This window comes from Pseudooceanicola sp. NS-SX9 (genome assembly GCF_057380705.1).
This window is the reverse complement of record NZ_CM170818.1, coordinates 2,739,882-2,757,386: the sequence shown is the minus strand read 5'-3', so window position 1 is coordinate 2,757,386 and position 17,505 is coordinate 2,739,882. Positions and strand designations below refer to the sequence as shown.

Annotated in this window: 17 protein-coding genes; 16 read left to right on the top strand and 1 reads right to left on the bottom strand. The window is 68.0% G+C overall.

Annotation, left to right across the window (positions count from 1 at the left end):
* Nucleotides 1-5 precede the first annotated feature (5 nt).
* From folE2 to cynS, 16 genes are all read left to right on the top strand, one after another.
* On the top strand, nucleotides 6-1,103 hold the full coding sequence (gene folE2, locus AC2ITM_RS13070) for a GTP cyclohydrolase FolE2 (protein ID WP_486467069.1): 1,098 nt from the start codon (nucleotides 6-8) through the stop codon (nucleotides 1,101-1,103).
* 266 nt (nucleotides 1,104-1,369) lie between these two features.
* Nucleotides 1,370-2,068 carry an urease accessory protein UreD gene (locus tag AC2ITM_RS13065; RefSeq protein WP_486467068.1) on the top strand — a complete coding sequence of 233 codons (699 nt, stop codon included), beginning with the start codon at nucleotides 1,370-1,372 and terminating at the stop codon, nucleotides 2,066-2,068.
* 4 nt (nucleotides 2,069-2,072) lie between these two features.
* Entirely contained in the window at nucleotides 2,073-2,375 is a 303-nt protein-coding gene (locus AC2ITM_RS13060; RefSeq protein WP_486467067.1) for an urease subunit gamma, read from the top strand.
* 163 nt (nucleotides 2,376-2,538) lie between these two features.
* Entirely contained in the window at nucleotides 2,539-2,844 is a 306-nt protein-coding gene (locus tag AC2ITM_RS13055; protein ID WP_486467066.1) for an urease subunit beta, read from the top strand.
* 110 nt (nucleotides 2,845-2,954) lie between these two features.
* Nucleotides 2,955-3,842 (top strand): hypothetical protein, encoded by an 888-nt coding sequence (locus AC2ITM_RS13050; RefSeq protein WP_486467065.1) that lies wholly within the window; start codon nucleotides 2,955-2,957, stop codon nucleotides 3,840-3,842.
* 142 nt (nucleotides 3,843-3,984) lie between these two features.
* On the top strand, nucleotides 3,985-5,694 hold the full coding sequence (gene ureC / locus AC2ITM_RS13045) for an urease subunit alpha (protein WP_486467064.1): 1,710 nt from the start codon (nucleotides 3,985-3,987) through the stop codon (nucleotides 5,692-5,694).
* Nucleotides 5,695-6,045: 351 nt separating this feature from the next.
* Nucleotides 6,046-6,264 (top strand): hypothetical protein, encoded by a 219-nt coding sequence (locus AC2ITM_RS13040; protein ID WP_486467063.1) that lies wholly within the window; start codon nucleotides 6,046-6,048, stop codon nucleotides 6,262-6,264.
* 25 nt (nucleotides 6,265-6,289) lie between these two features.
* Nucleotides 6,290-6,865 carry an urease accessory protein UreE gene (locus AC2ITM_RS13035; RefSeq protein ID WP_486467062.1) on the top strand — a complete coding sequence of 192 codons (576 nt, stop codon included), beginning with the start codon at nucleotides 6,290-6,292 and terminating at the stop codon, nucleotides 6,863-6,865.
* Nucleotides 6,858-7,496, top strand: coding sequence for an urease accessory protein UreF (locus AC2ITM_RS13030; RefSeq protein ID WP_486469433.1), 639 nt, complete (start codon nucleotides 6,858-6,860; stop codon nucleotides 7,494-7,496). The genes AC2ITM_RS13035 and AC2ITM_RS13030 overlap by 8 nt, the downstream gene beginning before the upstream one ends.
* A gap of 14 nt (nucleotides 7,497-7,510) precedes the next feature.
* Nucleotides 7,511-8,137: an urease accessory protein UreG gene (gene ureG, locus AC2ITM_RS13025; protein ID WP_486467061.1), complete on the top strand. Its 627-nt coding sequence runs from the start codon at nucleotides 7,511-7,513 to the stop codon at nucleotides 8,135-8,137.
* Nucleotides 8,138-8,174: 37 nt separating this feature from the next.
* A complete protein-coding gene (locus tag AC2ITM_RS13020) occupies nucleotides 8,175-9,623 on the top strand; it encodes a TrkH family potassium uptake protein (protein ID WP_486469432.1) in 1,449 nt (482 codons plus the stop codon).
* A 188-nt stretch (nucleotides 9,624-9,811) separates the two neighbouring features.
* On the top strand, nucleotides 9,812-11,197 hold the full coding sequence (gene cysG / locus AC2ITM_RS13015; RefSeq protein ID WP_486467060.1) for a siroheme synthase CysG: 1,386 nt from the start codon (nucleotides 9,812-9,814) through the stop codon (nucleotides 11,195-11,197).
* A gap of 145 nt (nucleotides 11,198-11,342) precedes the next feature.
* A complete protein-coding gene (locus AC2ITM_RS13010; protein ID WP_486467059.1) occupies nucleotides 11,343-11,792 on the top strand; it encodes an RrF2 family transcriptional regulator in 450 nt (149 codons plus the stop codon).
* Nucleotides 11,793-12,313: 521 nt separating this feature from the next.
* On the top strand, nucleotides 12,314-13,156 hold the full coding sequence (locus AC2ITM_RS13005) for a formate/nitrite transporter family protein (protein WP_486467058.1): 843 nt from the start codon (nucleotides 12,314-12,316) through the stop codon (nucleotides 13,154-13,156).
* A gap of 68 nt (nucleotides 13,157-13,224) precedes the next feature.
* Nucleotides 13,225-14,961: a bifunctional protein-serine/threonine kinase/phosphatase gene (locus AC2ITM_RS13000; protein WP_486467057.1), complete on the top strand. Its 1,737-nt coding sequence runs from the start codon at nucleotides 13,225-13,227 to the stop codon at nucleotides 14,959-14,961.
* A gap of 16 nt (nucleotides 14,962-14,977) precedes the next feature.
* Nucleotides 14,978-15,445: a cyanase gene (gene cynS, locus AC2ITM_RS12995; RefSeq protein ID WP_486467056.1), complete on the top strand. Its 468-nt coding sequence runs from the start codon at nucleotides 14,978-14,980 to the stop codon at nucleotides 15,443-15,445.
* 195 nt (nucleotides 15,446-15,640) lie between these two features.
* Here cynS and AC2ITM_RS12990 read toward each other — a convergent pair whose 3' ends face one another.
* On the bottom strand, nucleotides 15,641-17,356 hold the full coding sequence (locus AC2ITM_RS12990; RefSeq protein WP_486467055.1) for a trypsin-like peptidase domain-containing protein: 1,716 nt from the start codon (nucleotides 17,354-17,356) through the stop codon (nucleotides 15,641-15,643).
* Between the last annotated feature and the right edge of the window lie 149 nt (nucleotides 17,357-17,505).

Genomic DNA, 17,505 nt, shown 5'->3' with positions numbered 1-17,505 from the left:
GCGGCATGAACATCCACCCGAACGAATTGAAGCCCGAAACCGACGAGGCCCGCAAGGCCCTTATCCTTCTGCGCAACTGGGCAGAGAAGGCCTCGGACGAGGAGCTCAATGCGCTGGATCCGGCGCTGGCCGCGCTCCTGCCGGGGCAGGGGGGCTATCCGGTACTGTCCCGTGTCTACCCCGAGGGGTTCAAGGCCGATGGCGCCTATCGCGACACATTGCCGGATTTGCAGAATGGTCCCTCCAGCCTGATCCGCGGCGCCCATGCGCCGATCCAGCATGTCGGGATCTCGAACTTCCGGCTGCCGATCCGCTTCCACACCCGCGACGGCTCCGAGCTGACGCTGGAGACCTCGGTGATCGGCTCTGTCAGCCTTGAGGCCGACAAGAAGGGCATCAACATGTCGCGCATCATGCGCAGCTTCTATGCCCATTCCGAAAAGGCCTTCAGCTTCGAGGTGATCGAGGCGGCGCTGGCCGACTACCGGTCCGATCTGGAAAGCTATGACGCGCGGATCATGATGCGCTTTTCCTATCCGGCGAAGATCAAGTCGCTGCGCTCGGGCCTGTCGGGCTACCAGTACTATGATTTCGCGCTGGAAGTGGTGGACAACAAGGGCGTGCGCAACCGCTTCATCCACCTCGACTACGTCTATTCCTCGACCTGCCCGTGCTCGCTTGAGCTGTCGGAACATGCCCGCATGACCCGCAACCAGCTGGCCACGCCGCATTCGCAGCGTTCGGTGGCCCGGCTGTCGGTGCAGGAAGCGCCCCATGACGGCGCCGATGTGCTGTGGTTCGAGGATCTGATCGACATGGCCCGCCGCGCCGTCCCGACCGAGACCCAGGTCATGGTCAAGCGCGAGGACGAACAGGCCTTCGCCGAGCTGAACGCCGCCAACCCGATCTTCGTCGAGGACGCGGCGCGCCTGTTCTGCGAACAGCTGCAGGACGATCCGCGCATCGGTGACTTCCGCGTCGCGGCCAGCCACCAGGAAAGCCTGCATTCCCATGACGCGATTTCCGTGCTGACCGAGGGCGAAACCTTCCGCCGCGCCAGCCTTGATCCGCGGTTCTTCGCCAGCCTGCACCACCCGGGCTGATGCATGTTTTCCGGGCGCGGCGCTGCTTGACCATGCGGAATGTGCCGGCGCCCGGAAATGCCCCTTACATCCCCGGAAACCTTTGCTAATCTCTTCCCCGAACACCCCGCCATGGCGGGGCCGGTCCGGGGGAGGGAGCCATCAACGCCAGCCTGACACAGCCGCAGCCGCTGCGGACCCAGCCCCGCTCGATCGGAGAGCTGCATGTCAGTGCCCGCCCCGGGGCCCGGATCGGCCGGCTGCACCAGTCGGGATCCCTCAAGGCGTTGTTCCCGGCCTCGCGCCGCGGCATCCTGAATTCCGTCTTCCTGAACACCTCTGGCGGCGTCACCGGTGGCGACCGCTTCCTGATCTCGGCTCGTGCCGAGGCCGATGCGGCGCTGATGCTGACCAGCCAGGCGGCCGAACGCCTCTATCGCGCCCAGCCCACCGAAACCGGCCGCATGGACATCGCCCTGACGGTCGATGCGGGCGCGCGCCTCGACTGGCTGCCGCAGGAGACGATCCTGTTCGATGGCGCCCGGGTCGAACGGCATTTCCAGGTCGATCTGGCCGAAGACGCGCGCTTCCTGTCGGTCGAGCCGCTGATCGCCGGGCGTCTGGCGATGGGCGAGGTGGTGCGTTCGGGCCTGCTGCACGACCGCTGGCGGGTGCTCCGGGGCGGCCGGCTGGTCTTTGCCGACCAGTTCCGCCTGTCCGGTGACATCGCCGCGCAGCTGGCGCGCCCGGCCGTCATGGGGCCGAACCGGGCGATGGCGGCGCTTCTCTTCGCCGCACCGGGCGCCGAGGCGCAACTTTCGCAATTGCGCGGCTTGCTTGGACCCCAAGGTGGTGCCAGTCTGGTCGCGACCGACCTTCTGTTTGCCCGGATCGTCGCCGAGGATGGCTATGCGCTGCGCAAGCGCCTGGTGCCGGCCATCACCGCGCTTTCGGGTGAAGACATTCCCAAGACCTGGACCCTTTGAACACATGCAGCTGACCCCCAGAGAAAAAGACAAGCTCCTGGTTGCCATGGCCGCCGAGGTCGCCCGCAAGCGCCTGTCGCGCGGCGTCAAGCTGAACTACCCGGAAGCCATCGCGCTGATCACCGATGCGGTGGTCGAGGGCGCCCGCGACGGCCGCACGGTGGCCGAGATGATGGAAGCCGGGGCCCGGGTGATCACCGTCGCGCAATGCATGGACGGTGTTCCGGCGATGATTCACGAAGTTCAGGTCGAGGCGACGTTCCCTGACGGAACGAAACTGGTGACCGTTCACAATCCGATCCGCTAGGATCAACCTGGAGGCCCTGGGCCTTCGCGTAACGAAAGACGCAAAGGGGTATCGAAATGACCATTCTCGACAAGATCCTCTCTCTGCTGGGGCTGGCCCCGCAGCCCGCCCCGATCCCGGTGCGTGTGGAGCGTCCCAAGCGCCAGCCCTGGGATCGCCGTCGATGATCCCGGGAGAGCTGTTCCCCGCCGAAGGCACGCTGACGCTGAACGCGGGCGCCCAGGCGATCACGCTGATGGTCGCCAATACCGGTGACCGTCCGGTGCAGGTGGGCAGCCATTACCATTTCGCCGAGGCCAATGCCGCGCTCGATTTCGATCGGGCGGCGGCGCGCGGCCTGCGGCTGGATATCGCGGCGGGCACCGCCGTGCGGTTCGAACCCGGCCAGCGCCGCGAGGTGCAGCTGATCCCCGTTCTGGGGGACCGGCGGATCTTCGGGTTCAACCAGGCCGTCATGGGCCCGCTCTGACCGGGGCGGGTCACTGATCCCGACCGGTCGCGGCCCCGCAGAAGGGCCGGATCGGGCAAGGCAGGGATGACCACGTCAATCGCAACAGGAAACGGAAGGGAGACGCCGTCGTGGATGCCACCCAGGTGATGATGCGCCAGGCCGATATCATGAAGACCTTCATGCAGGGCTCTGCCCGGCTGGCGGAATGGCAGATGCGCTATTTCCATGCGCTGATGACTGCCCCGTTCGAAATGACGCTGACGCCGCTCGGGCCGCTCAGCTACGGCATGAGCGCGGTCGCCAAGGCGGTCGAGGCGATGCCCGAACCGATCCTGCCGAAACCCGCGGCTGCTGCCGCCCCCGCCGCGGCGCCCAAGCCCGCGGCCGCTGCCGCCCCCGCCGCCGCCCCCAAGGCCGCCGCGCCCGCGCCCAAGGTGGCGCCGAAGCCCGTGACCAAGGCGGCAACCCCCAAGACCACCCCGGCGAAACCCGCCGCCAAGGCCGAACCCGAGGGCAAGACCGCCACCCCCGCGCGCAAGCCTGCGGCGCGCAAGGCCTCTCCGACCTCGCCCAAGACCGGCCGTCCGGCGGCGCGCACCACGCCCACCGCCCGCAAGGCCGCGCCCAAGCCCGCCGCCAAGCCCGAGGCCGCCGCCCCCGCCGCCAAGGTCGAAACGCCCAAGGTCGAAACGCCCAAGGCTGCGGCACCCGCTCCGGCCCCCAAGGCCGAGGCGCCCAAGCCCGCGCCCGCTCCGGTGAAGGCCGAGGCGCCCAAGGCCGCGGCTCCGGCACCGGCCGCCAAAGTCGAGCCGCCGAAGCCCGTGACCCCGGCGCCCGCGCCTGCTGCCGCCCCCAAGGCCGAGGCGCCGAAGCCGGCCGCCACGGCTGCTGCTCCGGCCCCCGCCGCCAAGGTCGAGGCGCCGAAACCGGCCGCTCCGGCTGCGGCCCCGAAGGCGGCCGCCCCCGAGGCGCCGAAGCCCGCCACCCCCGCGCCCGCCAAGAAGGAGGGAGAGTGATCTCCCAGCCCTTGCGGGCAATGTGATCCCGGCCCGCGCCCCGGCGCGGGCTGTTTGCCGCCTGACCGATGCCAAAGGGGTGCCTGACCCCGGTGCGGCCCGGCGCCCTCGACAGTGAACTGGACGACAGCAGGAGCCCCCGATGCCCACCCAGATTTCCCGCGCGGACTATGCCGCGATGTTCGGCCCCACCACCGGGGACCGCCTGCGCCTGGCCGACACCGACCTGATCATCGAGGTCGAGCGGGATCTGACCACCTATGGCGAAGAGGTGAAGTTCGGCGGCGGCAAGGTGATCCGCGACGGCATGGGCCAGTCGCAGGCGACGCGCGCCGAAGGCGCGGTGGATACCGTGATCACCAACGCGCTGATCGTCGACCATTCCGGCATCTACAAGGCCGACGTGGGCCTGCGCGACGGGCGGATCTACAAGATCGGCAAGGCCGGCAACCCCGACACCCAGCCCGGCGTCGACATCATCGTCGGCCCCGGCACCGAGGCGATCGCGGGCGAAGGCCGCATCCTGACCGCAGGCGGTGTCGACAGCCATATCCACTTTATCTGCCCGCAGCAGATCGACGATGCGCTGCATTCCGGCGTCACCTGCATGATCGGCGGCGGCACCGGCCCGGCGCATGGCACGCTGGCCACCACCGTCACGCCGGGCCCCTGGCACATGGCGCGGATGCTGCAGGCCGCCGATGCCTTCCCGATGAACCTGGCCTTCGCGGGCAAGGGTAATGCCAGCCTTCCCGCCGCGCTCGAGGAACAGATCCGCGCCGGGGCCTGCTGCCTGAAACTGCACGAGGACTGGGGCACCACCCCCGCCACCATCGACAACTGCCTGTCGGTCGCCGATGACTACGACGTGCAGGTGATGATCCACACCGATACGCTGAACGAATCCGGCTTCGTCGAGAACACCGTGAAGGCGATGAAGGGCCGCACCATCCACGCCTTCCACACCGAAGGGGCAGGCGGCGGCCATGCCCCCGACATCATCAAGATCTGCGGCGAGGAATTCGTCCTGCCGTCCTCGACCAACCCGACGCGGCCCTTTACCCGCAACACGATCGACGAACATCTCGACATGCTGATGGTGTGCCACCACCTGGATAAGTCGATCCCCGAGGACGTGGCCTTTGCCGAAAGCCGCATCCGGCGCGAAACCATCGCGGCCGAGGACATCCTGCACGACATGGGCGCCTTCAGCATCATCGCGTCCGACAGCCAGGCCATGGGGCGCGTGGGCGAGGTGCTGATCCGCACCTGGCAGACCGCCGACAAGATGAAGAAGCAGCGGGGCCGTTTGCCCGAGGAAACCGGCGCCAACGACAACTTCCGCGTCCGCCGCTACATCGCGAAATACACGATCAACCCCGCCATCGCCCATGGCCTGTCGCACCAGATCGGCAGCATCGAGGTCGGCAAGCGCGCCGATCTGGTGCTGTGGAACCCCGCCTTCTTCGGCGTGAAGCCGGAAATGGTGCTGATGGCCGGCACCATCGTCTGCGCGCAGATGGGCGATCCGAACGCATCCATCCCGACGCCGCAGCCGGTCTATTCGCGGCCGATGTTCGGGGCCTATGGCCGTTCGGTCGAACGCACCGCGATCACCTTCGTGTCGGCGGCAGCGCAGGCGGAAGGCATCCGCGACACCCTTGGCCTGGCCAAGGAAACCGTGGCGGTGCTGAACACCCGCAACATCGGCAAGAAGGACCTGATCCTGAACTCGGCCCTGCCGAAGATCGAGGTCAACCCCGAGACCTACGAGGTCCGCGCCGACGGAGAGCTGCTGACCTGCGAACCCGCCGAGGTCCTGCCCATGGCACAGCGCTACTTCCTGTTCTGATGCCGCGATCCCGGGGCCCTGCATCCGCTGCAGGGCCCCGATTCACCTGCCGGCCCCCGGGTGCAGACCAGCCATGCTGCAGGTGCATCATTCAGGGTCCGTATCATCCCGGTTCGCGGTGTGCCGTCAAATTCAGCCAGTTTATCCACGGTTTGACGGCTTTTTGGCGGCTCTCGGGACAAGCCATGCATCAGGGTCACGTCAGCCTTGCGGCAGGGTTCCAGCAGCCCCTTTCTGCGTTGCAGCGCACGCATGACGGTAATGAAGGATTGAAAATGGTAACGGCTGAAGCACTGACCTATCTTCAGAGCAACGGGGAGATCCCCACCGCTTCGATACATGAGGTCCAAGATGGCAAGCCTGTCCAGCAACGTTACCGCATCCCGCCCGTCCACCCTGGGCGCCTTCTTCTCGGCCATGGGTGCCGGTCTGGCCGCCTACATGGAACGCCGTTCGCGCTCCGAGCAGATCGCCGCACTGCAGGCCAAATCCGACGCCGAGCTGGCCAAGATGGGCATCGCCCGCGAAGAGATCCCGGCCTACGTCTTCCGCGACCTGTTCTACGTCTGATCGCCCACGGGGCAGGGGGTGCGGCATGATCCGCGCTCTGACCGCCCTCCGGGCCGGAACGCTGACCGGCACGCCTGCCGATCACGTCACGCTTGATTACGAACAGCGCTTTCTGCGCCGCAAGGGCCTGACCACCGACGGAGGCGACAAGATCCTCGTCGACCTGGCCCAGACGATCTCCCTCGACGAGGGGGATGCCCTGCAGCTTGAGGATGGCCGCCTGATAGGCATCCTCGCCGCTGCCGAGCCGCTCTATCATGTCACGGGGCCCGATCTTGCGCGGCTCGCCTGGCATGTCGGCAACCGCCATACCCCCTGCCAGATCGCCCATGACCATCTGCTGATCCGCGAAGACCGCGTGATCGGAGAGATGCTGGTGCATCTTGGCGCGCATCTGCACCGCGTGACCGCGCCCTTCCTGCCCGAAGGCGGCGCCTATGGCCATGGCCGCACCCAGGCCCATGAACATGGCCGCACCCTGCATGACGGCGCAGCATTGCACGCCCATGACCACGCGCATTCGCATGATCATGACCACGGGCACGATCACGATCACGGTCACGACCATGGGCACGGGCACGGCCATTCCCATGATCACTGATCCCGCGCTGACGCTGCATCGCTGGCTGTCACCGTCCTATCCTGTTGGTGCCTTTGCCTATTCCCACGGGATCGAGGCCGCCGTGGCCGAAGGGCTGATCCGCGATGCCACTGGCGCCACCGCCTGGATCCGTGACGTGCTGGAGCAGGGCGCGGGCCGCAACGATGCGATCCTGCTGGCGGCGGCCTTTCGCGCCGACACGGCCGCGCTGCCCGCCATCGCCGAACTGGCCGAGGCCATGGCGCCCTCGGCCACCCGGCGGCTGGAAACCTGCGCCCAGGGCGCGGCCTTTGCCCGGACCACCGCCGCGATCCACGACATCGACCTGCCCGCCATGGCCTATCCGGTGGTCTTCGGCCGGGCCGCGCGCCTGCTGGGCCTGCCGCTGCCGCTGGTGCTGACGCTCTACCTGCAGGCCTTCGTGGCGGCGCTGACCTCGGCCGCGGTGCGGCTGGTGCCGCTGGGCCAGACCGACGGCCAGCGTCTGCAGGTCGCGCTGGAGCCCCTCTGCGCCGCACTTGCCGTCGAGGCCGCGCCCGGGGATCTCGACGCGCTCGGATCGGCTGCGCTATGGTCCGACATCGCCGCCATGCGGCAGGAAACCCTGACGACCCGGCTGTTCCGGTCCTGAAAAGGAGGCCCCCCATGTCCAAATCCCCGCACGGGCCGCTGCGCCTGGGCCTTGGTGGCCCGGTCGGTGCCGGCAAGACCACGCTGACCGCCAGCCTCTGCCGGGCGCTGCGCGACCGGCTGTCGATGGCTGTCGTCACCAACGACATCTACACCCAGGAAGATGCCGAGGCGCTGGTGCGCATGCAGGTCCTGCCCTCGGAGCGCATCCGCGGCGTCGAAACCGGCGGCTGCCCGCATACCGCCATCCGCGAGGATGCCTCGATCAACCTTGCCGCCATCGACGATCTGGTGCGGGCCTTCCCGGATCTTGATCTGGTGCTGGTGGAATCGGGCGGCGACAACCTGTCGGCCACCTTCAGCCCGGAACTGGTCGACATGACGATCTATGTCATCGACACCGCCGCGGGCGAGGAAATCCCCCGCAAGGGCGGCCCCGCCATCACGAAATCCGACATCCTGGTGATCAACAAGATCGACCTGGCGCCCTATGTGGGCTCGGACCTGTCGGTGATGGAGCGGGACGCGAAGATCCAGCGCGGCAGCCGCCCCTTCGTCTTCACCAACCTCAAGACCGGCGAGGGGCTGTCGCAGGTCATCGCCCTGATCGAAGAGATCGGCGGCCTGGCCCTTGCCGCCTGACACCCTGCGACTGCGCGGCCCAGCCCGCCGCGGTGACCTGATCGACATCCGCCCGGTGGGCTATGTCATCGGGTTGCTGGTGGCGGTGCTGGGGGCTGCGATGGTGCTGCCGATGGTCGTGGACCTGGTGGACGGGCGCGGGCAGGGGGCGGTCTTTGCCCTGTCGGCGCTGATCACGGTCTTCACCGGCGCGCTGACGGCCCTGGCCTGCCAAAGCGGCAACCGCGACGGGCTGACCCTGCAGCAGACCTTCCTGCTGGCCTCGGGCGTGTGGATCATGCTGCCGCTCTTCGGGGCGATCCCCTTCATGATCGGCGCCACCCACGCCAGCTTTACCGATGCCTATTTCGAAGCCATGTCGGGCATGACCACCACCGGATCGACGGTGTTCACCGGCCTTGATGCGCTGCCGCGGGGCCTTCTGCTGTGGCGCGGCATCCTGCAATGGCTGGGCGGCATCGGGATCATCGTCGTGGCCATGGTCTTTCTGCCGGAACTGCGGGTGGGCGGGATGCAGGTGTTCCGCTCCGAGGCGTTCGAGACGATGGGCAAGATCCTGCCCCGGGCGACCGCCATCGCGGGGCAGATCTCGGTCATCTATGTCGGGCTGACGGTGGCCTGCATGATCACTTACATGATGCTGGGCATGGGCGCCTTCGACGCCTGCGTCCATGCGCTGACGACGATCAGCACCGGCGGCTTTTCCACCCATGACGCCAGTTTCGCGGTGTTCTCGGGCAAGATGGAATACGCGGCCTCGGCCTATATGATCCTGTCGGCATTGCCCTTCGTGCGCTACGTACAGCTGCTGAACGGCAACCGCCGGGCGCTGGTTATCGACCCGCAGGTGCGTGGCTTCCTGTGGACCATCGGGGTACTGACACTGGTGTCGGCGGTGGCGCTGATGGTGCAGTTCCCGCATCACTGGGAACGGGCGCTGCGCGAAAGCCTGTTCAACATCACCTCGGTGATCTCGGGGACGGGCTATGCCTCGGTCGACTACATGAAGTGGGGGCCGTTCCTGATCATGCTGTTCTTCTTCGTCGGGCTGATCGGCGGCTGCGCGGGATCGACCACCTGTTCGGTCAAGATCTTCCGCTACCAGATCCTGTTCGCCTGCATCCGTGCCCGCATCCGCCACATCCACGCCCCTCATGCCGTCATCGTGCCCCGCTACGACGGCCGCCCGCTGAGCGACGAGGTGCTGGGCTCGGTCATCTCGTTCTTCGTGTTCTTCGTCGTCTCGGTCGGGGTCTTTGCGGTGGCGCTGGCGCTGACGCGGCTGGATTTCATCACCGCGATCTCGGGGGCGGCGACGGCGCTGGCCAACATCGGCCCGGGGCTGGGGCCCATCATCGGCCCGGCGGGCAATTTCGGGCCGCTCAACGATGCGGCGAAATGGATCCTGTCGGTGGGCATGCTGGTCGGCCGGCTGGAACTGATGGTGGTCTACGCGATGCTGACCCTGCGGTTCTGGCGCGGCTGAGGGGGCCTTGTGAAAATCCTTGCGTGGGGGGGCCTGATTCCGTCATACTGATGCAATGTCCCTGGCAACGGCGCCCGGACACCCCCTCCCGACGATTGGGATGACCCAGAGCAAGGCGGCTCGGCTCTTCGCTGTTACGCGAAGGTCAGCGGCCTTTTTTCGTTTTCCTCCTCTGCCGGAGATCCCCGATGAAAACCTTCCCGATGTTTCTTTCGATGGCTGGTCGCCGTGTCGTCATCTGCGGTGGCGGGGCCGAGGCCGCGCGCAAGACCCGCCTGATCCTGAAGACCGAGGCCGAGATCGTGCTGTGCGCCACCGCCCTCGACCCCGAGCTTGAGGGGCTGGTGCATTCGGGCCGCGCGCGCCAGGTGCAGGCCGCCACGCCCGATCTGTTCGACAACTGCATCCTGACCTTCATCGCCACCGGCGACGAGACCGAGGAACTGGCCCTGGCCGCCATGGCCCGCGCCAAGGGCGCCGTGGTCAACATCGTCGACCGCCCCGAGCATTGCGATGCCTTCACGCCCTCGATCGTCGACCGCGACCCGGTGGTGGTGGCCATTGGCACCGAGGGCAACGCCCCGGTGCTGGGCCGTGTCCTGAAGACCGAGATCGAGACGATGCTGCATCCCCGGCTGGGCAGCTTCGTGGCGCTGGCGGGGCGGCTGCGCGATGCGGTGGCGGAAAAGATCGCGCCGAAGCAGCGCCGCGCCTTCTGGGAATGGGTCTATGCGGGCGAAGCCTTCGCGAAACACCGCCGGGGCGATGAACATGCCGCCGCCGATCTGCTGAAAGAGGCCATCGCCGAGGGCCGCGCACCGGCCGCCACGGGGCGGATTTCGCTGGTGGGGGCGGGCCCGGGCGCGCGCGATCTGCTGACCCTGCGCGCCGTGCAGCGCCTGCAGGAAGCCGACGTGATCTTCTACGACCGACTGGTCGATCCGCAGGTGCTGGAACTGGCCCGCCGTGACGCCGACCGCGTCTATGTCGGCAAGGAGGTCGGCGCCTGCGCCTGGCCGCAGGAGCGCATCGACGCGCTGATCGTCGCCGAGGCCGCCCGGGGTCGCCGCGTGGTGCGGCTGAAATCCGGCGATCCCTCGATCTTCGGCCGCGCCGCCGAGGAAATCGCCGCCGCCCGCTCCGCCGGTGTCGATGTCGAGATCGTGCCGGGCATCACCGCCGCCTCGGCCGCCGCCGCCGCGCTGACCCGGCCCCTGACCGAACGTGGCCAGACCGACAGCTTTGTCATCACCACCGGCATGTGCCGCCCCGGTGATGCCGCCCCCGACTGGCAGCCGCTGGCGCGGCCCGGCACCGCCATGGCCTTCTACATGGCGGTCGAGAAGGCACCCCAGATCGAGGCCACCCTGCTGGCCTCGGGCGTGCCGGGGGACTGCCCGGTGGATGTGGTGGCGCGGGCCTCGAGTGATTCGGAAACCTGCCTGTCGACGACGCTGCAGGGCCTGTCGGGGACGCTGGCGGCCGTGGGCGTGAAGAGCCCGGCCATCCTCCTGTTGCGTTATTCGAAAACGATTGCCCCCAGGGATGTACACATTCCCGTATCCCTGGCCTGAATGCACAAGCTGATACCGCAACCGCACAGTGCGGTCTTTGCAAATGCGTGATATTTCCGGGAAAGAGGCTTTCACGGCTTGAGTTGTCGTGACAGCCTCAAATACCTTCTTTGGAAACGACAGATTTTCCATCCCGGTTAAAACTATGAAATTGTCTAAATTCTCGGATTACGCGCTGCGCGTCTGCCTCTACCTTGCCGCGCACCAGGGGCGTCAGGTCCCGATCTCCGAGATCGTCCGGGCGCATGACCTGTCCCAGAGCAACCTGATGAAGGTCGTCAACCAGCTGGTCGATGGCGGCTTTCTGGCCAGTACCCGTGGCCGCCGCGGCGGTGTCAGCCTGGCGCGCCCCGCCGAAGAGGTCCGCCTGGGCGCCGTGGTGCGCTACATGGAGGGCGATGGCCAGATGGTCGATTGCTCCAGCTGCATCCTGCAGGGCGGCTGCGGCATGGTCCGCGTGCTGGCCGAGGCCAAGCGCGCCTTCTACACCGCCCTGGATACCTGCAGCGTCGCCGAGGCGGTCTCGTCCCGGCCGGAAACCCTGAAGTTGCTGACCATGGCGGGCGAATCCGCCCGCGCCGCCCGCGAGGGGTAAGGCGGCCTTCCGTGCGGGAGGCAGCCATTTCTAAGGCAGGCCCGGGGCGAATTGAACAATAATTGCGCAAGCGGTGGCCAATTCGGCCATTTCGGGGCGTGGGATGGTGAAAACCTTTGCCGAAAACGGCATCCCCGCCTATTGCATTATGGCAAGGGCATCGCGTCGAAACGGTGATGCCCACACTGCCGCAATGGCGCGGCTTTCCGTCAAGTGCCCCGACAGGGGCGGCAGCAATGGCGCTGCAGCTTCGCCCGGTCCCTTGGATCGGTCGTGGGAAAGCGGTGCCGACCTTTCCGTGATCCCGACAGGAAACCGCGCCCTCTCGTCCGAAGGCGCAGGCCGGATGACGGGATCCTGCGATCCAAGTTCTCCGCAATACCCCCGGCCCTCAGGGCCACCCCGCGCACTGTCCGTCAGGGCGCATGTCGCTGTCCCGCATCCGCAGGGCAGGGCGTTCAGCAACTGCATCCTCACTGCCCCCCGGGGGCAGGACCCGCATCAGGAAAGGGTATCCAAGAATGGCATATGTCACTCCGAAGGAGTTTGCCTCCAAGATGGTCGAGGCCGGCGAGGCCAAGATCTTCATGTCCACCCGCGACACGCTGATCCGCGCCTACATGGCAGGCGCGATCCTGGCGCTGGCTGCAGCCTTCGCGATCTCGATCACCGTCAACACCGGGCAACCTCTGGTCGGCGCGCTGCTGTTCCCGGTGGGCTTTTGCATGCTCTACCTGCTGGGCTTCGATCTGCTGACCGGCGTCTTCACCCTGGCGCCGCTGGCGGTGATCGCCAAGCGCCCGGGCTGCACCTGGGGCGGCGTGCTGCGCAACTGGGGCCTGGTCTTTGTCGGCAACTTCGCCGGCGCCATGACGGTGGCGATCTTCATGGCGATCATCTTCACCATGGGCTTCAGCCAGGAACCGAATGCCATCGGCCAGAAGATCGGCAAGATCGGCGAGGCCCGCACCCTGGGCTATGCCGCCGCCGGCGGTGCCGGCCTGCTGACCGTCTTCATCCGCGCCGTGATGTGCAACTGGATGGTCTCGACCGGTGTCGTCGCAGCGATGATGTCGAACTCGGTCTCGGGCAAGATCATGGCGATGTGGATGCCGATCCTGGTCTTCTTCTACCTGGGCTTCGAACATTCCATCGTGAACATGTTCCTGTTCCCCTCGGGCATCATCCTGGGCGGCAACTTCACCTGGGCCGACTACTTCATCTACAACGAGATCCCCGTGGTGCTGGGCAACCTGGTGGGCGGCCTGACCTTCGTGGGCGGCATGATCTACGCCACCCACTACAAGGGCGGCGAAACCCGCAAGCCCGCCGACAAGTCCTCTTCGCCGATGGCGGCCGAGTGATCTGAAACTCCCCCGACTGGCCCCGCGACCGCGCGGGGCCGCTTTTGCCTGCTGCCGACGGGACTGCCATGCCACGGGACGCCACCTCTGCCGCACCGCCCCGCCTGGGGATCAGCCTCGGGCAATGTTCGGATCCGGGCCGCAAGGCCGAGAACCAGGATTTCATGGCGGCGCTCCTGCCCGAGGGCCCGCAGCTTGGCCTCAAGGGCATCGTCGTGGCGGTGGCCGACGGCATCTCCAGCTCGGCCCACGGGGCGGCGGCGGCGGAAACCGCGGTGCGCGCGCTGATCGACGACTATCCCTGCACGCCGGATGGCTGGACGGTGGAAACCTCGGTGGGCTGCGTGCTGCGGGCGACCAACGCCTGGTTGTTCGCCCAGGGCAACACCCCGGGCGAGGACATGGATCACGGCCATGTCGCGGCGATGGCCGCGCTGGTGCTGAAGGGGCGCCGGGGGCATCTGTTCCATGCGGGCGACTGCCGGATCAGCCGGCTGTCGGGTGAAAGCCTGGAGGTGCTGACCGAGGACCACCTGCGCTGCCTGCCCGGCGGCACCGTGGTTCTGGATCAGGCGATGGGGCTGCGCGCCGATCTGGCTTTGGGCCACAGCACCGTGCCGCTTGCGGTGGGCGATGTGTTCCTCATGTCGAGCGACGGGGTGCATGGCCACTGGGACGGCCCGATGGTGGCAGCGGCGCTGCGGCTGGAACCCGATCTGGATGCGGCGGCGCGCGCCATCGTGGCGCAGGTGCTGGCGCGCGGCAGCGCCGACAACCTGACGCTGCAGATCCTGCGCATCGATGCCCTGCCGCCCGAAGGCAGCCTGCCGGTCCTTGATGACCTGCGCCCGCTGCCGGTGCCCCAGGGCCTGGGCCCCGGTCAGGTGCTCGACGGCTTCCGCATCCTGCGCCCGATCCAGCAAAGCCACCGTTCGCAGGTCTTTCTGGCCGAGGCGCCGGACGGCACGCGGGTGGCGCTGAAGATCCCCGGCGCAGAGATGCGCGACGACCCGCTTTGCCTGCGGCAGTTCCTGCTGGAGGAATGGATCGCCCGGCGCATCACCTCGGCCCATGTGCTGGCGGCGGCCCCTCCGCCCGAGACGCGCAGCGCGCTCTATGTCGCGACGCGCTATATCGAGGGGCAGACGCTGCGCCAGTGGATGACGGACCATCCCCGCCCGACGCTGGCCCAGGTGCGCGACATCGCGGGGCAGCTGGTGCGCGGCCTGCGCGCCTTCCACCGCCGCCAGATGCTGCACCAGGACCTGCGCCCGGAAAACATCCTGATCGACGCCGCCGGCATGGTGACGATCATCGACCTGGGCTCGGTCGCGGTGGCGGGCCTGACGGAAGAGGCCGCCGTGGCCCCGGTCCTGGGCACGCTGCAATACACCGCCCCCGAATATTTCACCGGCGATGCGCCTGGCTGGCAGGCCGACCTCTTTTCCCTGGGCGTGCTGACCTACGAGATGCTGACGGGCCGTCTGCCCTATGGTGCCAGGGTGGCGCGGGTGCGCTCGCGCCGGGATGCGGCGCGGCTGGTCTACCGCCCGGCCCGGGCCGAGGGCAACGACGTGCCCGCCTGGCTCGACGATGCGCTGCGCCGGGCGACCCATCCGGACCCGGGCCGGCGCTTTGCGTCGCTCTCGGAATTTGACGCGGGCCTGCGGGCCCCTGGCCCCGGCTGGCGCGCCGCCCACCGCCTGCCGCTGGCGGAACGCAACCCGGTGCGCTTCTGGCAGGGCGTCTCGGCGCTGCTGGCGCTGGCGGTGATCGTGCTGCTCGCGCGGCTTTCCCTTTCATGACAGGAGGACGATGAAGATGAAGGACGTACCCACCGCCGGAGAGATGACGCGCGAGGATGTCACCGCGCTGATCCTGAAGGCAAAGAAGGCGGGCGGCCACAGCTGGGAAGGCCTGGCCCGGGCGATCGGCATGTCGCCGGTCTGGACGCATTCCTGCGCCATGGGCATGAACGCGATGCCGCAGCCGAAGGCCGAAGCCCTGGCGAAACTGCTCGATCTGCCACCCGAAGCCGCAGACCTGCTGAGCGAAAGCCCCACCAAGATCTGGTCCCAGGCCGTGCCCACCGATCCCTGCATCTACCGCTTCTACGAGATCGTCGGCGTCTACGGCCCGACCCTGAAGGCGCTGATCCACGAGAAATTCGGCGACGGTATCATGTCCGCCATCGACTTCGACATGACGGTAGAGCGCATCCCGAACCCTAAAGGCGACCGTGTCGAGGTGCGCATGTCCGGCAAATACCTGCAGTTCAACGCCTGGTAAGGGCGTCGTTCCCTGTCATCTGGCCTCAAATACTCCAGGGGGAGACAGGGCGCAGCCCTGGCGGGGGGCAGCGCCCCCCTCTTGGCGCGGCTCGTCTCAAGCACCGGAAGAGGGGGCTCTGCCCCCGTCTCCTGCGGAGACTCCCCCGGAGTATTTAGGGCCAGATGACAGGGAACCATCTTGGGCTGGTTGGGGTCAGTTCCAGCAGCTGACGAGGGTCGACATGTCACGCGCCTGGCGGGTCAGTCGTTCGGGCACCATCGGCTGGCCGGGGGCCGCGGTGGCGGGGGCGATGCCGGACTGACGCAGGAAGGCGGTGATCTGGTCTGCATCGGTTGAAAGGGCAACGCCCGCAGGAAGCTGGCGATTGGCGGTCGGGGCCGGCTGGACAAGGCCCAGCACGCGGCCCGCCATGTCGAACACCGCACCGCCCGCGTCGCCCGGGCGGACATGGACCGACAGGCGATCGGTGCCCGGGGCACCGTCGAGGCCGGTGAGGGCCGTGACCTTGCCGAAGCTCATCGAGGGGGCGCCGAGGCGGCCTTCGTAGGAATAGCCGGCCACCGCCACCTGCACGCCGAGAGGGGTTTCTCCGGTGGCGAAGATGGCGTGGCCGCGTGGGGCGATGGCCTTTGAGGGACGCAGCAGTGCAAGGCCAGTGGCCGGGTTCGTCGCGACCACCTGGGCCGGGGTATCGGGGCCCAGGGTGATACGGCCGCAGGCCGAGACGGCCTCGGCCACGGTCAGCACCATGCCCTTGTCGTCGATGAAGATCCCGCTGCGCGACAGGCTGGGGCGGTCCAGTTGCAGTCCCGAGACCAGGTCCACCGGCTTGCCGTCGTCGGGGGCGGCAGCGGCGGCGGGCAACACACCCGGCAGCCGGCGGAAGCTGGCGCGCATCGCCGCGACCAGGCGGGTGCGGCGGGCGTCGTCCCCGGCGGGCCAGACCAGGGTGAAGCCCTTGATCTGGCCGTCCTGCAGGCTGGCCTCGGTATAGGAGACGATGCTGGAATTGCGCCCCGTGATGGTAAAGCCGGTGGCGCGGCGGCTGCGCGGGCCGTCCTTCGGCACGAAGTCCATCGTCTGCAGGATCTCGTAAAGGGCCGAGAGCGTGCCGCGATCCCCGTGTTCCGAGATCAGCAGCAGCCGTGGGGCATCGCCGGAGGCGGCCTTGTACACCGAAAACGGGCTTTGCACCCGGTCGAAAGACAGCAGGTCCCGCGGCATCAGGATCGAGATCCCGGCCCGTGTGTCATCCGTCTGTTGCAGGTCCAGATCCTGCAGCGGCGCGTCGTAGTCGCGCAGCAGAGCGGCGCGCTGGGCGCTGGTCAGCACACCGGTGACCTGTTCGCCCCGGGCGGCCTGCCAGCTGGCCATGGCGTTGCGGGTGCCGCGGCCGAAGGCGCCGTCGATGGCACCGTCGTAGAAACCTGCGGCCTGCAGGGCCTGTTGCAGCCGGTCGCGCGCCGCCCGGTCGAGGCCGGATTCAGAGGCGCGGGCCTCGGCCGGGGTTTCATCGGGCAGGGTGGTCGTCAGCGGGGCTGCGGGGGCAGGCGGGGCTGGCGCAGGGGCAGGGGGCGCGGGGGTCTCGGCGGGGGGCCAGAACTGGCCCTGGTACCAGGAGGGTGCCGCCAGGTAGCTGTCGCCGGGAATGCGCCCCTCGCCGCGCAGCACCCGCAGCACGCGACCCGCATCGTCGCGCGTGTAGGGGCCAAGCGCCACCGCGAATAGCCCGCTGGCCAGGGTGAAGCCGTTGATGTCCTGCAGGTAGCCTTCGTAGCGCTGGATGGCGGCCAGGGCCTCGGCCTGGGTGGGCTTGGCATCGATCTGCACGTAGATGCCGCTCTGGGCCTGGGCCAGGCGGGGGGCCAGCGCCAGCATCACGGCCAGCGCCAGAAGAATGCGGGTCATGGGGGTCTCCTGCTGCGGTTCCTCGGCTGGTCCTCTTCTGGGAGAGCCCGGGGGGGGCGCTCCGCGGGACCGTCTTTCGAAGTTGTAGCAAGAACCGGCCCGTTTTCATCCCATTTATGCGCATGGCGCGCATTGACCCGCCCCTTGGG

What these genes read in the sequence shown, in the direction of transcription:
- folE2 (WP_486467069.1), top strand. Translation starts at nt 6, where the DNA reads ATGAACATCCACCCGAACGAATTGAAGCCCGAAACCGACGAGGCCCGC.
- AC2ITM_RS13060 (WP_486467067.1), top strand. Translation starts at nt 2,073, where the DNA reads ATGCAGCTGACCCCCAGAGAAAAAGACAAGCTCCTGGTTGCCATGGCC.
- AC2ITM_RS13055 (WP_486467066.1), top strand. Translation starts at nt 2,539, where the DNA reads ATGATCCCGGGAGAGCTGTTCCCCGCCGAAGGCACGCTGACGCTGAAC.
- ureC (WP_486467064.1), top strand. Translation starts at nt 3,985, where the DNA reads ATGCCCACCCAGATTTCCCGCGCGGACTATGCCGCGATGTTCGGCCCC.
- AC2ITM_RS13040 (WP_486467063.1), top strand. Translation starts at nt 6,046, where the DNA reads ATGGCAAGCCTGTCCAGCAACGTTACCGCATCCCGCCCGTCCACCCTG.
- AC2ITM_RS13035 (WP_486467062.1), top strand. Translation starts at nt 6,290, where the DNA reads ATGATCCGCGCTCTGACCGCCCTCCGGGCCGGAACGCTGACCGGCACG.
- ureG (WP_486467061.1), top strand. Translation starts at nt 7,511, where the DNA reads ATGTCCAAATCCCCGCACGGGCCGCTGCGCCTGGGCCTTGGTGGCCCG.
- cysG (WP_486467060.1), top strand. Translation starts at nt 9,812, where the DNA reads ATGAAAACCTTCCCGATGTTTCTTTCGATGGCTGGTCGCCGTGTCGTC.
- AC2ITM_RS13010 (WP_486467059.1), top strand. Translation starts at nt 11,343, where the DNA reads ATGAAATTGTCTAAATTCTCGGATTACGCGCTGCGCGTCTGCCTCTAC.
- AC2ITM_RS13005 (WP_486467058.1), top strand. Translation starts at nt 12,314, where the DNA reads ATGGCATATGTCACTCCGAAGGAGTTTGCCTCCAAGATGGTCGAGGCC.
- AC2ITM_RS13000 (WP_486467057.1), top strand. Translation starts at nt 13,225, where the DNA reads ATGCCACGGGACGCCACCTCTGCCGCACCGCCCCGCCTGGGGATCAGC.
- cynS (WP_486467056.1), top strand. Translation starts at nt 14,978, where the DNA reads ATGAAGGACGTACCCACCGCCGGAGAGATGACGCGCGAGGATGTCACC.
- AC2ITM_RS12990 (WP_486467055.1), bottom strand. Translation starts at nt 17,356, where the DNA reads ATGACCCGCATTCTTCTGGCGCTGGCCGTGATGCTGGCGCTGGCCCCC.